Annotated in this window: 14 protein-coding genes; 10 read left to right on the top strand and 4 right to left on the bottom strand. The window is 54.1% G+C overall.

Annotation, left to right across the window (positions count from 1 at the left end):
* From ABQ298_02320 to ABQ298_02305, 4 genes are all read left to right on the top strand, one after another.
* Positions 1-487 (top strand): ABC transporter permease (locus ABQ298_02320; GenBank protein MEQ9823199.1); only part of this gene is annotated, 487 nt, incomplete at its 5' end.
* Between the two features lie 10 nt (positions 488-497).
* Positions 498-1,298 carry an ATP-binding cassette domain-containing protein gene (locus tag ABQ298_02315; protein ID MEQ9823198.1) on the top strand — a complete coding sequence of 267 codons (801 nt, stop codon included), beginning with the start codon at positions 498-500 and terminating at the stop codon, positions 1,296-1,298.
* Positions 1,299-1,303: 5 nt separating this feature from the next.
* Positions 1,304-2,293, top strand: a complete 990-nt coding sequence (locus tag ABQ298_02310) for an MlaD family protein (GenBank protein MEQ9823197.1) — start codon at positions 1,304-1,306, stop codon at positions 2,291-2,293.
* 35 nt (positions 2,294-2,328) lie between these two features.
* Positions 2,329-3,408 (top strand): 3-deoxy-7-phosphoheptulonate synthase, encoded by a 1,080-nt coding sequence (locus ABQ298_02305; GenBank protein ID MEQ9823196.1) that lies wholly within the window; start codon positions 2,329-2,331, stop codon positions 3,406-3,408.
* A 52-nt stretch (positions 3,409-3,460) separates the two neighbouring features.
* On the opposite strand, the gene ABQ298_02300 is transcribed toward ABQ298_02305, so the two are convergent.
* The gene (locus ABQ298_02300; protein ID MEQ9823195.1) at positions 3,461-4,555 is read right to left on the bottom strand and encodes a retroviral-like aspartic protease family protein; all 1,095 of its coding nucleotides are present in this window, start codon (positions 4,553-4,555) and stop codon (positions 3,461-3,463) included.
* A 175-nt stretch (positions 4,556-4,730) separates the two neighbouring features.
* On the opposite strand from ABQ298_02300, the gene ABQ298_02295 reads away from it, so the two are divergent.
* Complete coding sequence (locus ABQ298_02295) at positions 4,731-6,062, top strand: hypothetical protein (GenBank protein MEQ9823194.1); 1,332 nt, start codon at positions 4,731-4,733, stop codon at positions 6,060-6,062.
* Between the two features lie 73 nt (positions 6,063-6,135).
* Here the strand turns inward: ABQ298_02295 and ABQ298_02290 are convergent, their stop codons facing one another.
* Entirely contained in the window at positions 6,136-6,366 is a 231-nt protein-coding gene (locus ABQ298_02290; GenBank protein MEQ9823193.1) for a transaldolase family protein, read from the bottom strand.
* Positions 6,367-6,571: 205 nt separating this feature from the next.
* On the opposite strand from ABQ298_02290, the gene ABQ298_02285 reads away from it, so the two are divergent.
* The 4 genes from ABQ298_02285 to ABQ298_02270 all read left to right on the top strand — a co-directional run bounded on the left by ABQ298_02285 (position 6,572) and on the right by ABQ298_02270 (position 11,701).
* Positions 6,572-8,194 carry a hypothetical protein gene (locus tag ABQ298_02285; protein ID MEQ9823192.1) on the top strand — a complete coding sequence of 541 codons (1,623 nt, stop codon included), beginning with the start codon at positions 6,572-6,574 and terminating at the stop codon, positions 8,192-8,194.
* A 298-nt stretch (positions 8,195-8,492) separates the two neighbouring features.
* Positions 8,493-10,100, top strand: a complete 1,608-nt coding sequence (locus ABQ298_02280; GenBank protein MEQ9823191.1) for a CAP domain-containing protein — start codon at positions 8,493-8,495, stop codon at positions 10,098-10,100.
* A gap of 43 nt (positions 10,101-10,143) precedes the next feature.
* Positions 10,144-10,650 carry a gluconokinase gene (locus ABQ298_02275; GenBank protein MEQ9823190.1) on the top strand — a complete coding sequence of 169 codons (507 nt, stop codon included), beginning with the start codon at positions 10,144-10,146 and terminating at the stop codon, positions 10,648-10,650.
* A 124-nt stretch (positions 10,651-10,774) separates the two neighbouring features.
* A complete protein-coding gene (locus ABQ298_02270) occupies positions 10,775-11,701 on the top strand; it encodes an AraC family transcriptional regulator (GenBank protein MEQ9823189.1) in 927 nt (308 codons plus the stop codon).
* Positions 11,702-11,991: 290 nt separating this feature from the next.
* On the opposite strand, the gene ABQ298_02265 is transcribed toward ABQ298_02270, so the two are convergent.
* Both ABQ298_02265 and ABQ298_02260 read right to left on the bottom strand, forming a co-directional pair.
* The gene (locus tag ABQ298_02265) at positions 11,992-14,163 is read right to left on the bottom strand and encodes a TonB-dependent receptor (GenBank protein MEQ9823188.1); all 2,172 of its coding nucleotides are present in this window, start codon (positions 14,161-14,163) and stop codon (positions 11,992-11,994) included.
* Positions 14,164-14,266: 103 nt separating this feature from the next.
* On the bottom strand, positions 14,267-14,650 hold the full coding sequence (locus tag ABQ298_02260) for a hypothetical protein (protein ID MEQ9823187.1): 384 nt from the start codon (positions 14,648-14,650) through the stop codon (positions 14,267-14,269).
* Positions 14,651-15,132: 482 nt separating this feature from the next.
* On the opposite strand from ABQ298_02260, the gene ABQ298_02255 reads away from it, so the two are divergent.
* Positions 15,133-17,041, top strand: a 1,909-nt coding sequence (locus ABQ298_02255) for a glycoside hydrolase family 9 protein (protein ID MEQ9823186.1), incomplete at its 3' end; no start/stop codon positions are given.

Genomic DNA, 17,041 nt, shown 5'->3' with positions numbered 1-17,041 from the left:
ACTCGCACCCGTCATGGTGGCCTTTCTGCTTGCGGGTCGAGTCGGTTCGGCAATTACGGCCGAACTCGCCTCGATGAAGGTTTACAGTGAAATTGACGCACTCAAGACCATGAACATCGCCCCGGAAAAAATCCTGGTGCTCCCCCGTCTGGTGGCGGGTCTGTTCATCATGCCCATTCTCACCATCATTGCGACCGTGATCGGATGGCTCGGAGGCATGCTGGTCGCAAAATATACCAACTTCATCCAGCTGGCTTCCCACATCTACTGGCGCAATCTCAAGGATTTCATGGCACCGGGAGACCTGTTTGACGGACTGACCAAGGCATGGGTCTTCGGTGTGGCCGTCGTCCTCATTTCCTGCAATCAGGGTCTGGTGACCACCGGAGGCCCCCGGGAGATCGGAAACTCGGTCACCAAGTCCGTGGTCACTTCGATGATCTTCATCCTGCTCACTGATTTTTTCATCACCCGCGCTCAACTCTAGGTCCATTCGCATGTCCAAACGAAACGAACCCACCCTGTCCGCATCCAACTCGACCGCCCGCAAGGTCAAGGTGGAAATTGAGGCGGTCTCCATCCAATTTGGAGACCACAAAGTAGTGCAGGATATCAACCTGGTCATTGAACCCGGGGAAATTTTTGCGATCATGGGAGCCAGCGGAGCGGGAAAATCTGTACTGCTTCGCACCGTCATCGGCCTGCTTCGTCCAACCAGTGGAAGAGTGCTCATCGACGGCATGGATGCTGCCGACAAGTCCACTCACGAAAACATCCGGACCACCATGGTTTTCCAGGCGGGTGCTCTGTTCAACAGCATGTCAGTCTTTGACAATTTGGCCTTCTACCCGCGCGAACATCACCTCTACCCGGAAAAAACCATTCGCGAGCGCGTCATGGAAACCTTGCGCATTCTCTCGCTCGAAAATGCCGCTCAAAAACTCCCGGCCGAACTCAGCGGCGGCATGCGCAAGCGTGTCTCCATTGCGCGTGCACTCATGATGGAACCGCAACTTCTGCTCTATGACGAGCCCACTTCCGAGCTCGATCCCATCATGGCAGCAACCATCAGCGAAATCATCGCCACGCTGCGGAATGAAACTGGAGTAACGAGCATCGTCGTCACCCATGACCGCGATCTCGCCGAAGCCATCTCAGACCGCATCGCCCTGCTTCACCACGGCAAACTGCTTACCGTTCAGTCCCCCGAGGAGCTCCGATCCAATCCGGACCCCATCGTCCAGGACTTCCTGTCCCCGGAAATCAATATTGAAGAACCACGATTTAAGAAACTCTAAGTATCATGAACAAGTCACAAACCGTCAGCGTTGGCATCTTTTTCATCCTGGGTCTGGCCCTTATTTTGACCGTATTTGAGCAACTCAGCGATGAATCCATCAAAAAATCAGAGGGTTACGAAATCACCGGAACTTTTGAAACCTTGCTTCAACTTCGGGTCGGCGACGATGTGCGCATGGCCGGCGTTCGCATCGGAAGCGTACAGAGCACCGGACTTCAGGGGCGAACCCCCACAGCAGTTTTCAAAATCGACAAGGGGTACCAGATCCCCACAGACTCGGTTGCCACCATTGGAATGGCCGGGCTACTCGGAAACAACATGGTCTCCATCCAGATGGGGCAGGAAACGGCAGCAATCGCTCCCGGTGGAAGCATCCCGACTGCAGTGGGATATGATATCAATCATGTGGTCAATGAAATCGGTTCGCTCAGTCAGCAAATCGGTGGTGCACTGGAGAATTTCCAGCAAATCCTCGGCTCAAGCGAGGGTGAGGACGGCATTTTTCAGGCCATCGGTGACATGATTCGGGAGAACGAGGAATCCCTGAAAAAGACGCTTGCCAATCTCGATACCATCACAACCCAGATCGCATCCGGCGAGGGCACTATCGGTCAGCTGCTCATGAAGGACGAAATTTACAACGACCTCAAAAGCATTTCCGCCCAGCTCGAGTCGACCTTGACCGAGGGCGAGGCTCTGCTCACCGATACCCGCGAAATCGTCGCTCACGTGAAACAGGGAGAAGGAACCCTCGGTGGTCTGATTTATGGAGAAACGGACCTCGCACAGGAGGTCGAGCTGCTCATCGCCGATCTACGGGAGTTTTCGACGAGCCTCAACAATCCCGACTCCACCATCGGAAAATTGCTAAACGACGATGAAATGTACGGAGAACTTCAGGGTATCATGCGGAAGGCCAATCAAACCCTCGACGGTCTGGGTGATTCGGCACCGATCTCTGCTGTAGGAGCCGTAGCATCGCCACTCTTCTGATTCAGACCCATTCCGATTTCACAATTCAACGACCCATGCTACATCGCCAGATCGAAAATGTTCACATCGAGGAGGAGCGTGCCATCCTTTCCCCGAACACGTTAAAAGACGAATACCCTCTGCTCGAAGGCGATGTGCAAACCGTTCAAAAGGGACAAAGTGCTGTAAAGGCCATACTCGACCGCAGCGATCCACGCCTGTTGGTCATCGTCGGCCCGTGCTCCATTCACGATCCCAAGGCTGCAATCGAATACGCCCAGCGACTGAATTCCCTCGCGGCAGAAGTGGCAGATGAGCTTGTCCTGCTCATGCGCGTCTATTATGAGAAACCCCGCACTACCGTGGGCTGGCAGGGATTGGTCAATGATCCCCATCTGGATCAATCCTTCGACATTGAAGCCGGACTCCGCCTCGCACGGAAGCTGTTATTGCAAATTACCCGTATGGGACTGCCCGTTGCCACCGAAGCTCTGGACATTGTCACTCCCCCCTACATTCAGGATCTCATCTCCTACACTGCCATTGGAGCACGCACAGTTGAGTCCCAAAGCCATCGCAAAATGGCCAGCGGACTCACCTCCGCCGTCGGTTTCAAGAATGCAACTTCCGGAGATATTTCAGTGGCCATACATGCCATTCAGTCCGCCGCGCGATGCCACAACTTCATCAGCATCAACCCGGAGGGCCATGCGGCCATTATCCGGACCAGAGGCAACCCGCACGGACACCTCATTTTGCGCGGAGGAATCACGCCCAATTATGAGCGCCCTCATATTCGGCAGTGTGAGCTGCAGATGAGAGAGGCCGGTATTCCCGACAATCTCATCGTCGATTTCAGTCATGGCAATTCCATGAAGGATCCCCATCGACAGGCAGAGGTCGCCCTCGATGTCTGCACACAAATTGCCGACGGAGTTGAGAGCATTCGTGGAGTCATGATCGAGAGTAATCTCTTGGAGGGCAACCAGGCCATTCCTGAAGACCTATCAACCCTTCAATATGGCGTTTCCATCACCGATGCATGCATCGGATGGGACCGCACCGAAGCCATTGTGCACGACCTGCATCGCGCTTCGCAACAACGTCAGCACCGGACCGCCAAACAGCTGCATTGATTTCCTGCGCAACAGAAAGGCTGTAAGACTGATAGCCTTGGCAGCATGGCGTTTATTCCAAGGTCAAGAGAGCACGCTGGGCATCAATGCTGAAACGAAAGCGTTCCAAATAACTCATCCCCAGCAACAGGGGAACGGGGCCAGTCTCCGAAAGTGCAAACTGGGCGAGCACCCGCCCAGCCCTCACCCCGTTTACCTCCACCGAATCAAGATACACGTTCTGCACTTCAATCAGGGAACCATCTGCGATCTGGGTTGTGCTCACGCCAAGGTATGCATCACTGCGCACCCCCAGACGCTCCACGACTTCCCGCGTCAAGAGCAGGGTTGAGCACCCGGTATCCAAAATGAACTCCTCGGTGATTTGATCGTTCAACCGCACGTTGAGAAAAAAACTGTTCCCTTCCCGGCGCAGGGGAATTTGCTGAAACAAGGCTCCGTCACCATAGCGTTCGAGCGTCTTGTCGATGTCTTGCATTTCATCAATGGGGCAGCCCTTTGCTACAAGTTCATCCCGCCGTGATCGGATTGAACGGGCTTGCTCTTGCATCTGCTTTCGGCACTCGGAGAGCTGCTGGCGCGTGAGCGATAACTCACGGCGTGCATTGGCAAGTTCCTGCTCGCGCTCGCTCACACGGGCCGACGCCACCTGATGTGCGGTCTGCGCACTCACATACTGTTCGTAAATGCGCTGGGGAACACGCCGCCCATGATATTGTGCATAGGGTTGCAGCGCCTCGATGGCTTCCGTTCGGCGACGCTGCAGTTGCGCCAGACTGTCTTCGAGACGGTGCACGGCAGCTTCTTCACGCTGTACTTTCACAGTCAGTACCGAGAACTTGCCATTGAGACTGTGCAAGCTCGAAAGTGATCGTTTCAGATCCCCCAGTTCCTGCTCAAAAGTCGCAGCCAATTGGAGCGCGTCCCGCCGCTTGTCGCCCTGCGGAGTCGATTCGATACGCAGGACCTTTGACCTCGATATCGTAACTCTGCCCATCGCCATTTCCACGATGATCGAATCCGGGTTGGATTCCACAACCGTGCCTTCAATCGTTCGTCCTCCCTGCAACACAATGAGGTCACCCCAGGTAAAGCTGATGAGGAATGCCGAAAGGATGAAGGGCAGCAAATATCGCCGAGAGAACATGGATCATGCATAGCAAATTCAATTCCACATGCAACACGGGAATCGACAAGCATTGTTCAGAACGCAGTGACCGATGTTTGAAAATTCGGAAATGAATGGTCCGATCAGACTGTAAGGCTTACGGACCCAGGGCAGCCCCTTTGACCTCAACCCGCAAAGCTCATAGGATTCCGCCATGAAACAGCACTCGTTCATTGTTACCCTTACCCTACTCTGTTTTGCGTTGCTGAGTTCAGCGCTGCAGGCGCAACTCGGGCAGCGTTTCCCTTCCGAACGCAAGGTGGTGAAAGATCCCGTTACCGGGTTCGATCTCTACTTTCTCACCAGCACGCCTGCTGGTGATTCCAAAATCTACCCTACCCATCCGCAGTGGACCGCCGACGGCCAATGGGTCATCTTTCGCTCCAACCGAGTGAAGGGTGAATTGATAGCCGTACACGAACAAACAGGGGATCTCGTTCAGGTCACTGAGGGAGGTTATATGGGACAGGTCTGCATCGCCCAGAAATCGATGAAGCTCTACATCGTGCGGGATCCGTCCATCCCCCCTGGATCGCCCCCGGTTTGGAGAGGTGGACCTGAGGGTGGAGATCGCCAAATCGTCGAAATCGATCTGGAATCTCTTTTCCGTGACAGCGAAGCCGGAAAGCTGAGGGAAAAATCAGCCTACGAGCGCGTGTGCGGAATCATCCCCAAGCACATGGGATCGGGAGGTGACATGGATCTCGATGCCAACGAGGACATTGCCTATTTTCGAATTGGAAAGGAAGAAGCAGCCAAACACCTGCCTGCTGACGCTACCATTTACGAAAACTTCGGCCCTCGCAACATGGGGGCCGGACCCAGTGGCATCGCCAAAATGGATCTCACAACCGGCGAAATCGATATCGTCACTGCAGTGGGATTTCAGATGGGACACCTCCAAACCAATCCCTGGGTTCCGGGTGAAATCGTTTTTTGCTGGGAGACGGGCGGAAAGGCACCCCAGCGCACCTGGACCGTAAAGGCTGACGGAAGCGGACTGCGACCACTCTATCCAGAAGCGGACTATGAATGGGTGACACACGAGGCTGTCATCACTCCCGATGAGGTTGCATTTGCCATCATGGGACATCGGGAACCGGGCTTCAAAGATGAATGGGGCGAATGCGGCAGCAGGGAAAAACCCACCGGACTCGGTATTGTGAACCTGCGAACTGGTGAAATGCGTATTGCGGGTCAGACCCACGAAGGTAGTGGGTATTGGCACGTCCATGGCTCACCGGATGGAAACTGGGCCGTCGGCGACGATTTCTCCCGCAGTCTCTATCTCATTGATCGCCACACTTCTGAAACGTTATTGCTCACAACCGGGCACAAGGTTTCCGCGCAGGACCATGTGCATCCGACGTTCAGCCGGGATGGAACGCGCATTCAATTCCAGTCGGCCATGCTTTCTGAGGATGACCGCAGCATGAACATCTGCGTTGTGCACGTTCCGGAAGACTGGCAGGCCCGCTACCGATAATCCTTTCGTCAGTGAGACTGCGCACCTGCATGTGCAGTCTCACTGACGTTTTTCGACCGCTACCCCTGCAAGCTTACCCTTCCTTTCCTGCCCTATTGGGAGTCCCATGGTAGGCCCTGAAAAATTGCTGCAGCCCAGCCTCCGTCAGTTCACACATGCGAGCGAAGTGGGTTTTGGTGTTTTCGAGGGAGTTCGCCCCTTCTCGTGCGACCAGCGCAGGATTGGTTGTCACTCCATCCACGATGCCCAATTCCGATGCCTGACGGATTTCTTCCAGATTTGCCGTATCGAGATAAATCTTCATCCCACCAGCCACGCAATTCGCCTTCAAAATCCCAAGTCGAATTGAGCGGGAAGTACAAAAAATCCGATTTTCCTTTCACAGAGTTCTCAAATGCATGGATCTGAAACTTGAATCTGCTGGGAAATAAGAATAGCCTTCCGCTTTGCCCAGTTTCCCATACACCATGCATGCTCTCCCTCGAAAATTCACGATAGTTCTCATTTCTTTGCTTACATTGATTGTGGTCGGTGCGTTTGGTTGGCTGGCACTTCAATATTTCCGTATCCAGCGTTACCAGAATCTTGGTGATCAGGCGATTGAGGACGGCACCTGGCAGGTGGCATCGTTCTGGTATGGGAAAATTCTGGATGCCAACCCAAACCACCCTCATGCCCTTCGTCAAATGGCCCATTTTTCCAGTCTGTTTCTGGACAAAAGCGAAGTATTCTGGTGGAAGCGCTGGCATGAGCGTTTTCCCGATGACAGCGAAATCCGCCTCGGATACGCGGAAGTACTGATCCGAAACGCTTTTTTTAACGACGCAAAAACCGTGCTCGACACGACCCTGCCTTCCACTGGACAGGAATCCAAATACCACAATTTGCTTACGGGCTATTATCTGGGCATCGGAGACCTGCAACAGGCCGAGCGCTTCACGCGTCGTTCGCTTGATGCCTCACCTGATTCCGCAGACCTCAAGCTCAACCTGCTCAACATTTTACTGCGGAAAGGCAACCCGGATCAGATGGAAGAAATCAACCGACTGATGGCAGATATCGCTGCTATTCCGGAACGCTTGCCCGATGTATGGCGGGTTATGCTGAGCTATGCGTTGAGCCAATCCGACCACGAGAGTGCAATCGCCCTGGCCCAAAACCTTGCCCAGCGGGACAACGCAACCTGGCGGGAAGTGGCAGCCTATCTCAAGCTGATCATTTACCACCGCCCCGAATCGGCTCCGTCCGAACTTTTTGTCCATACAAATCCACCGCTTTCGTTGTTTGAAGAAGTGGCCCGAAGCCTGATTCAGGCAGGGCAAGCCGATCTGCTCCTGGAGTGGTGCAGTGTGCTCGACACCAAATCACCGCTTCAGGGTGAGCTTTCCTACCGCATCCTGATTGCCGAAGCAACCGCCTCCGTATCCAAGTGGGATGAACTGGAAGCTCTGATCGCAAACGCTGACTGGGGCGTGCTCAACTATTATCGCCACGCACTGTTGTCGCGGATGCATCACCATCGTGGCAATGCGACGCAATCCGGCAAGCATTGGCAGGATGCGGTTTCCCAGATCCAATCCTCGCTTCAGGCGGCACGCAATCTCATCCAGGCCACGGATAATTGGCCAGCCTTCGAATCCCGGCAAATCGCATTGCTCGAGGATATGCTGCAACAAAGCGTTCATACCGAATGGGCCTATCAACGTCTCCATTCCCATTATTATGCACGCAAGGCTACCGAACGCCTTCATCAACTTTCTCTGCGTGCACACCGGGTGCTTCCTTCCAACGACAACATCCGCAACAATCTGATCATGTATGCCCTGTTGTCAGGGAAAGATCCTGCTTCACAACTCGAGCGGGCGGAAGCACTGCACGAAGCTTATCCGGGAAGACCCATTCCGACAACAACCTACGCTTTCACACTCTACATGAACCAACGGTATGCAGAAGCCTGGGAGCTGATGCAGAAACTGAATCCGCGGTATTTTGAAATTGCAGAGGTAGCCTACTATGCCTCGCTCATTGCCACTCGTGCTGGAGGTTCAGAAGTTGCAGATCAACTGCAAGATGCTGCTCTCGATGCGACCCTGCTGCCCGAAGAACTCGCACTCTCTCAGGGAGTTCTCTGATCTATTACCCTCATAGCAAGAGCGTTTATCGAATTCCCTTACTCCCGATTATTCTGACACCATCCGGATTCAGTCCGCCTGCTTCCCTGCTGGCATCATCTCTGTTGTAGTGATCTATTGATTCACCGTGCTCGATGGATTGGAAAAACACAGCAGTGGAAATGTGCCGTTGCCTTGCCCGGATCCATCGCATGAATCGATTGCAATGCGATTCTCGGGTTGATTCCACCGGAAACCGGAATATGGCTTTTCCCTGACCCATCATCACCCGAATGACAGACACTTTGCGCACTTGCTCATGAGAATATCGCCATCCCGTCCCTTCCATTCACTGGTTTCCAATTGGTTGCTGGCACTCTGCATGTGCTCTGTGTTGACAGGAAATGTGCACGCATTGCCGCAAACCGACCTCATCACGGGTTACCATGCAAACGGCGCAGCCATACTGCAGAAATCCTATGTTCTGAGCGAGCAGGAGCTGGAACTGATCCAGCGCATTGCGCAGCATCCCCTGCAGCAACGCCCCGTTATTGTTCTGGATCCGGCATTGACGCTCTATGCCAAGGCAAAATCGGATGATCTCGCCAACCGCAGCTATTTCGCCCACAGTGATCCACAAGGCAATCTGATTACCTACTATTTTGGGGATGCCCCGGGCTTTCTCTCGCAGACCTTCGAAAACCTCGCTGCCGGATACACTAACGCAGCTGCTGCGGTTGACGCTTGGGAACGCTCAACCACCGGACACCGGGAATCCCTGTTCGGGCTACCCAGAGATGGAGTTGCCAACCCGCTGTACCCCTACTTCGGTGTCGGCCATACCCGCTCTCAAAACGCCTCCGATCCATACGGTGGCCACTATTGGACCACTCAAAATGCCTGGAACCCTGCGGCTCACCCGGGTCCGATCGGAAACACAGCAGCCATTGCTCAAGCATCAAAATATCAGCTGTTTTTGCCCGACGGAGTGACTCCCGTCGACCGCAATTGGAACTGGGTAACAGCCGAGATCGCAGGCATGCAACGTGTTCATGTGAATGGAGATGGCAGCTACCAACGCAATGGGATGGGACGTTTTCGCAATTTGGGCGGCATGTTCTTCCGCTCCGACGCCATGGGCATCACTTACAGCCTGCCCGATCATGCAACTGGGGTTCATCACTATTTTACCAGCAAACAAGGCTGGCTTTGGACTACGCCACAGCTTGCCCCCCATTACTGGTCAAAGCAGCGGGGAAACTGGATCTACGTCGATACGCATGGCAACCGGGTTTTTGATTACAACAATCAAATCTGGGAAGACTGGACTCCTGATGGTCAATATGCGCGCATCCTTTCTGACAAACGGCAAACCTACGTCGGGCAGCCAGTGGTCATTGCCTGGGATGCAGATCGAAAGTCCCCCATCGTCGAATTCTGGAGCAGCCAAAGCAACCCAGACGGCTTGCCCACTCACTATTCCAATGCCCCGATGGGTGCCATTCTGTGGCATCCACCCGCACCCGGTTCCTACGTTTTTGCGGTGCGCAGCAAGGCTGTACCCGGTCCGGCGTCTGCTCCGGGACAACAGATCCACGCGGAGAATGTACGCATTGACGTGATCCCCCATCCAGACTCCTACAGCAACGCCGCAGTCCAGATTTGGGCTTCGAACAGCGAGGTCGCACTCGGTTCGCCATTTTCCATCCGTTGGAATAGCACAGGTGGCATTCCCATTGTGCGTAGCAGCCCCGGGCAGTCTCCTGCCAATGTGGACGGAGTCTTTTCGAATGAACCCAGTGGCGAAGTCTCATTTGTGAAGCGCGTTCCGGGGATTTACCGCTATTCGATACAACTGGGATCTCTGGTGCAGGAAGTATTCGTGCGTGTAACAGGGACAAAAACTGCCCCATCCGCCCCGCGTTGAAACCAAATCGTTCAACTTAACTCCATCGCAATCGTTGAAATCAATGCCTGACAGCACAGCTCCTGCGCCTGTTGTAATTGTCATGGGAGTTTCGGGTTGTGGGAAAACAACTGTCGGCAAACGTTTGGCCAAACGTCTAAACGTGCCCTTTCTCGATGCCGATGATTTTCATCCACCCGAAAATATTGCCAAGATGCAATCGGGGCAGCCGCTCCAGGATACCGACCGCATCCCCTGGCTCGATATCCTGTCAAAGTTACTGCAAGACCATCAATACAATGGGGTCGTTCTCGCCTGCTCGGCACTGCGACAGCGATACAGGGATCACCTTATCACTGGTCTGGTGCATGCACGATTCATCTATTTAAAAGGCAGTTTTGATGAAATCTACACCCGCATGAAACTGCGCAATCACTTCATGCCTGCATCCTTGCTCAAAAGCCAGTTTTCCACCCTTGAGGAGCCGCAGGAAGCCATCGTGCTCGATATTTCCGAAGACGTGGAAACCTTGGTGAATAAGGCATACCGCAACCTGCACAAGTCAGGTTGAACGTTCTCGAACCGATCACGCGCCTCCAGTGTGAAACTTCCAAACTTGAAAATGCAAAGGAGCATTTTTCGTTTGAATTAAAGAGACTGATTCTCAATATCATTCGTCATCCATGCAAACATCCATGACATACTGTCCATTCAGGCGTCCTGAATCGAACACCGTCGCCATCGGTGGTGTAGAATTGGATTTGCTGACGTTCATCCAGCATGAGGGATTTGTCTATCAACAATCACGGCAATGCGCACGGGGAACACCCCAATGGACTGAATGGCCGCAGGGCACCTTTTCGAGCATTCTCTATCTCTCCTCTGGCTCGCTTCAAATTCAAGCCCCGGATCATGGAATCGAAACGGCATCAACGGGTGAGTGGGTCTTTCTCTCCGCACTGGATCAACCGCTACGCATCCGCATTGACGTTGGCACACGTTTGCACTGGATCGAGTGTGAGCGCTCCATCTGGCTCGCACTGCAGCAGGACCACCTTCACGGGGAATCCGAACATGACCACCATGCCTGCATCACCTGCAGAAAACGCAACGAAGCTCTTGTTTTTCGAGGCAAACAGGGACAGAAGATGCGCCTCCAGCTTTCCGAACTTGAGCGGCTTAAAGGCAACCAGGCCATTGAGCGCCTGCGCATTGCATCCTTGAGTTATGAATTGCTGTCCACGACGCTCGACACTCCCGAGTTTGGCCAAAAACCCGCCGCCGATCCCTGTTTTCGCGACTGCGACTCTGAGTCCCTGAAGGCAGCAGCCCGCTATCTGGAAGAAAACCTCGGATCTGAACACAGTCTTCGTGATCTGAGTCGACAGTTCCATCTCAATGAATTCAAACTGAAAAAGGGCTTTAAAGCACAGTATCGAACCACCGTATTTGGATATTTGCGCCAAAAACGCATGGAGCACGCCAAATCCATGCTGTTGCACAGTGATGCCTCCGTGCTCGAAATCGCAACACACGTTGGATATAGCAACCCCAGCCACTTTGCCCGCGCTTTTCGAGAAACCTTTGGGGTCAACCCAGGCACACTGCGACGCGATATCTAGCGATGCCATCGACACAGCAGCGCATTTATCCGCCTCGGAGCGGCGATGCTCCGCCTGAGGGTCGCGCGCTGTGCAAAATCATGCTAGACTATATCCATCATCCGGCTACTCGCGTCGGCGGGTGATTTTCATTCGATAAACAAACAGTCAGAAACCAAATGGGTCAGGTTGCACAGGGAGCATCCTGACCCATTTTGCGTTAAACAACCGCCACTAGAATGTGGAAGTCGTCGCTGGCGGGCGGGCAGCGCGACCGAAGTCCCCCTACCCGTCCGTCTGCATCGACAAGATCAGAACTGCCAGCGCAGTGCGATCTCAGCTCCACGCCCCGGTTGCGGTGCGAGGTCCTTCAGGAAGGAAGTGTGAGGTCGGATTTCTTCATCGAGCAAATTGCGAAGCCGCAGCTGAACTGTAAGACTGCCAGCCGAGATGGGGATGGACCTGCTCAGGTATAGGTTCCAGACACGGTATGCCTCACTGGGCAATTCATTGTCAGCAACTTCGCTCACGGCAAAGACGTGGCGGAAATCGCTGCGTAGGGTCCAGTCACTGTGCTGGTAGAACACGACGAGTCCGAGACGGGAAGCGGGCACCCGCGGCAGCCTGGATGTCGAGTCCAGCAGATTTGCCTTCACAAGGTCACCCACCAAACTGATTTCCAGGCGATGATCCGGCTGGGTATTGACCTTCCAACACAGCTCACCTTCGACTCCCCAAAAATCCGCATCTGCATTCTGGTATTGATACACAGGGAATCCATGCTCGGTATCTCCAGTCGGTGCGGCAAAAAGGTAGTTGTCGAATCGATTGAAGAAAGAACTCGCGATGACATGCCAACGCTTCTGCTGGTACTCAAACCGCAAATCCACTCCTTGTGCTACCTCTTGTCGCAGATTCACATCTCCGATTTCATAGCTGCGTGTCGCCACATGCATGCCATCCGCATAGAGTTCGATTCCCGTCGGGTGACGCGCGGAACGGGAAATCACCAGATCGAGCTTACTGCGCTCGGAAACGTTCCAATCCATTCCAATCGCTCCACTCCATACCGATTCCTCGTAATCGGGAAGACCGGCACTCACATCGGTGTGCATCCGCTCCATTCTCGCCCCAGCGTGCAATCCCAATGAACCCCGCTGCCAGCGTTGTGCACTAAAAAACGCCAGATTCCAGGTTTTCAGACTGGGAGTCAGTGCCTCCTCACCCACAACGTCAGAATTCACCCGATCCAGCTGTGCGCCGAGCACACCGCTGAGCTCATCTGTGAACACGTGCGACAGTTCGATTCGGTGACTCCACAAGGTCTTGTCAAAGTTTGTCGCTATCGCATCGCCCTCCATTTCCTGATGTTCGTAGTTGGAGTGGTGCGTGCGCCACTTCAAAGCGCGCAACCATCCTTCATCCCAACGTCCAGACAATTCAAAATCCGCGTGCCACATGTCCATATCGATCTGCACGCTACCGTGTTCATGATCATGTTCGTCCTCATGCTCCTCGTGCTCGTCCTCGTACTCGTGGTCCTCGCCTTCCTCATGAGCATGGGTGTGGCCTGGCACTCCGTATAGCCGTTCCTGTGTCCCAAGAGCAGCTGCAACGCTCCAGGTGTTATTGATGCGATAGCGAATTCCCACTGACGCCTGCAATGCGTCGGAAAAGCTGGAACCCAATCGATCTTTTTCCAGTGCTTCGTTCTCATGCTCATGCTCGTCTTCATGCTCGTCTTCGTGCTCGTGGTCGTGGTCGTGCTCATCTTCATGATGAAACGCATTGCGTTCAGCCTCTGAAGCAGCGTATCCCGGAATATCGTAGTCTTCGAACGCCTGGTTCGAAACACTGGCACGAACCGCCCAATCGCCTTGATTCACTTGCGTTTCAAGCTGATGACTCCAGCCCCGGTTCACGGTGTGATACGCACTGCTGAGCTGACTCGTGCTGCCTGATTCCAGTTGCAGACTCGGAAACAAACTCCCCACTACATTGATCACCCCACCTACGGCAGAACCTCCATAGAGCAGCGTGGCCGATCCCCGAATCACGTCAATGGACTCCGCAAAATCAGGAGTAATGTTGACTGCGTGATCCGGACTATCCGCAGAAACATCGGCCAGCGGCATACCCTCCTGCAGAATCTGGACACGAGGACCGTCAAATCCGCGAATGACGGGACGGCTCGCACCCGCAGCAAAGGCAGTGCTCTGGATTCCGGGCAAGGCTTCCAGCGTGTCACCCAGTGTGCCGGTTCGAAGGGTATCGAGGGATTCTCCATAGAGTGAGGAAACCGGTAACACAGTCGCATCGTCGCCTGGCACCCAAGCTCCTGTTACCGTGTAAGGTTTCAAGTTGATGACTTCCCGAAAAATCTGCGTTTCAGTTGAATCATGAGCCAGCAAGCCCATGGGGATGAGTATTGCGGAGAGCGCAAACCCGCGCGCGCTCCTCGAATTGATAAATTTGAGAGACATATTTTTGGTGAAATGATGATTTGAATTGAGACAGTCCTGCACGATGCTTGAACGCCCAAACGAGCGCGTCATGCATGAACAAGCCGCGGATAGCGGCGTGCATTCAGATCCAAATCTTCACCGGAGGGGCCCTCACTGGGGGTTGCCGGATCTCTACTCCCGCAACATCCGCAGAAACCAACTCCAACTGCTGGAGTTCAGGTTCCACCTGCGGAAGTTCAAACGCGGGGAAATCGACCCCCGAAATGCCAACTGCAAGCAGGTTGACCAGACAGAGGTGTCCGCTCGCATCAGCATCATGCGAATCGGAATGGGAAGTATCCTCGTGTGGACAAGGACAATGTTGCCCGTCATGGTCCTGCATCGACTGACCGTGCAACCATGCATGCAACTCCACACTGGTGACAGCCAGCTGTGCGAGCACAAGGTACCCTGCTGCGATCGCGACCAGGCCGCGCTGCCACCAAGATGCCTTACTTCTCCTCATTTTGCGCAACTTACAGTAATGAACTCCAGGTTCAAGCCTGCATGTCTAAACTGGGGAAATTCACAATCTGAACCATGCTTCAAGCCCCGGCATGCTCGGGAAATCCTGTGACAACGCCTCCCAGTGGCGCAAGCCACTACGTCTGTAAGTAGAAAGACGCGAGCTGGAAGCTCCCGCTACCTTTCCCATCCCCGAAGGAGTAACGAACCATGAAAATCATAACCACTACAGAGCAAGGCGTTCTATTTTCCTATGTAAGACTCTGCACAAGGGTTTTTATCGAATTCCCATTCGCGATTGCGCTGCGCGCTTTGTAGATGACCGTTCATTTCCAGATCGGAACAAAAATCCTGTTTGGCTTTGCAGGCGCAGGAACGATGGCTAGCTTGCGGCAAGCATGAATCCAGCAACCCCAATTGCTGCACCCCAAAAACCCCAATAAACGCACAAACTCTTCGGAGAATGTTGCGCAAATTCAAACCATGAACACAGCCCATTTCCGTTCCTTGTACCTCGGCAGCATACTGCTCTTCGTCCAATTTGCCGCTGCATCTGATTCACTGCGCATCAACGATGCCGAATATTTTGCATCCACCACGCTCAATGTGATGGTATTCGACGATTATTATCCCGAGGGGCACCAGGGGGGAATCAGCATCATCCAACATGGTCATCGCATCGCGACCAACGGTGACCTCCGCCTGAGTCGCGACCCAGGGCAATGGCAACCCGTTCCGGCAAAATTGGAACGTGATGTCTTTCGGGATCGCCAGTCTATTGTCGCAAAACTGCGCTTCCCTGATGCATCCAAAACACTGAAGGGCTTTAACCCCATGCCGGACCCCGGTGTTGATTTCACCTACCAGATTGAAGTCGTAGGCATTTCCGACGGTGTGGAGGTGCGAGTTCACCTGGACGAAGCCATGCCCGATTCAATTGCGGGCAAACTTCGATTCAATCTGGAGATCTTTCCGACTCTGGTTTTTGGCAAAAGCTTTGTGATGGACGAAACCACCGGTCTCTTTCCCCGTCAGCCCAATGGCGCCGTATTGCGCCAGGACGATGGGCGCCTCGAAGTGAGTCCATTGGCCGTCGGGCACCACTTCACCCTCGCCCCCGAAGATCCGCTTCACCGACTCACCATCACCAGTGAAACCATGCCCATGGAATTGCTGGATGGTCGCGCACGCCACAACAATGGATGGTTTGTACTCAGCTCGGTCATCCCGGAAGGCGCCGTCCAAAATGCACTTGTCTGGCAAATCCGGGGTCATGCCAATGAAAACTGGTCTCCGCCCCCCACGCTGCTGGTCTCTCAGATCGGCTATCATCCCGAACAGGACAAAATCGCCTATGTGGAATGTGCAGGCACCAGCGATCCAAGCAAAACGGATTTGGTTCTGGAGCGATTCAGTGCATCAGAGGGATGGACAGTGGTCATGCAGCAAGCACCGGAAAACTGGGGTTCCTTCCTTCGCTATGCTTACGGTCGCATGGATTTTTCCAGCATTCGCACACCGGGTCTTTACCGCCTTCGCTACGGTGCTGCCGAGAGTCACGCCTTTCAGATCAGCAAGACGCTCTACGAACGCCACGTGTGGCAGCCGACCGTCGAGTATTTCCTGCCGGTTCAAATGTGCCACATGCGCGTGAATGAAAAATACCGGGTTTGGCACGACCTTTGCCACGAAGACGACGCCCTGATGGCACCCGTGAACATCAATCACTTTGACGGCTATGTGCAGGGTTCCTCGACGCTCACCAACTTCAATCCGCTTGATCCGGTACCCCATCTCAACCAGGGAGGCTGGCACGACGCCGGAGACTATGACCTGCGTGTCGAAAGTCAGGCAGGAACTGTTTACGCCCTTGCCCAGGCCTGGGAACAGTTTCGTCCGGACATCGACCAAACCCTGGTCGATTATGAAGCCCAGATCGTCGAAATTCACCACCCGGACGGAAAGCCGGATGTGCTTCAGCAAATCGAACACGGTCTGATCACCATCGTTAATGGGTATGAAACACTAGGTCGGCTTTATCGCGGCATCATCACCCCGAGTCTGCGACAATATGTGCTGCTTGGAGACGCCAGTGCCATGTCGGATGGAAAAGTCTTTGACGGAGAGACTGAAGCCCTGCTCAAGAAGGGCGTGTGGTACAAACAAGTCACCAATGCACAGACGGCCCGCATGGACCCGCACGAGCTGGAGTCTGAATTTTCCATCGTAGAACCGGCACTCGATGATCGCCTGGTCTTTACGGAAGAAAACCCGTATCGCAGCATAGAGGTGGGTGCTGCACTGGCCTGCGCCGTTCGGGCCATGCGAGGCTACAACGATGCCCTTGCCGAACGCACCCTGCGCGTTGCGGAAGCACTCTGGCAAACCTACC

The sequence above is a fragment of the Puniceicoccaceae bacterium genome (assembly GCA_040224245.1).
In the GTDB taxonomy this organism is placed as follows: Bacteria; Verrucomicrobiota; Verrucomicrobiia; order Opitutales; family JAFGAQ01; genus JAKSBQ01.
Note: the sequence above shows the minus strand (reverse complement) of the source record. Positions and strands in the feature narration are given on the sequence as shown.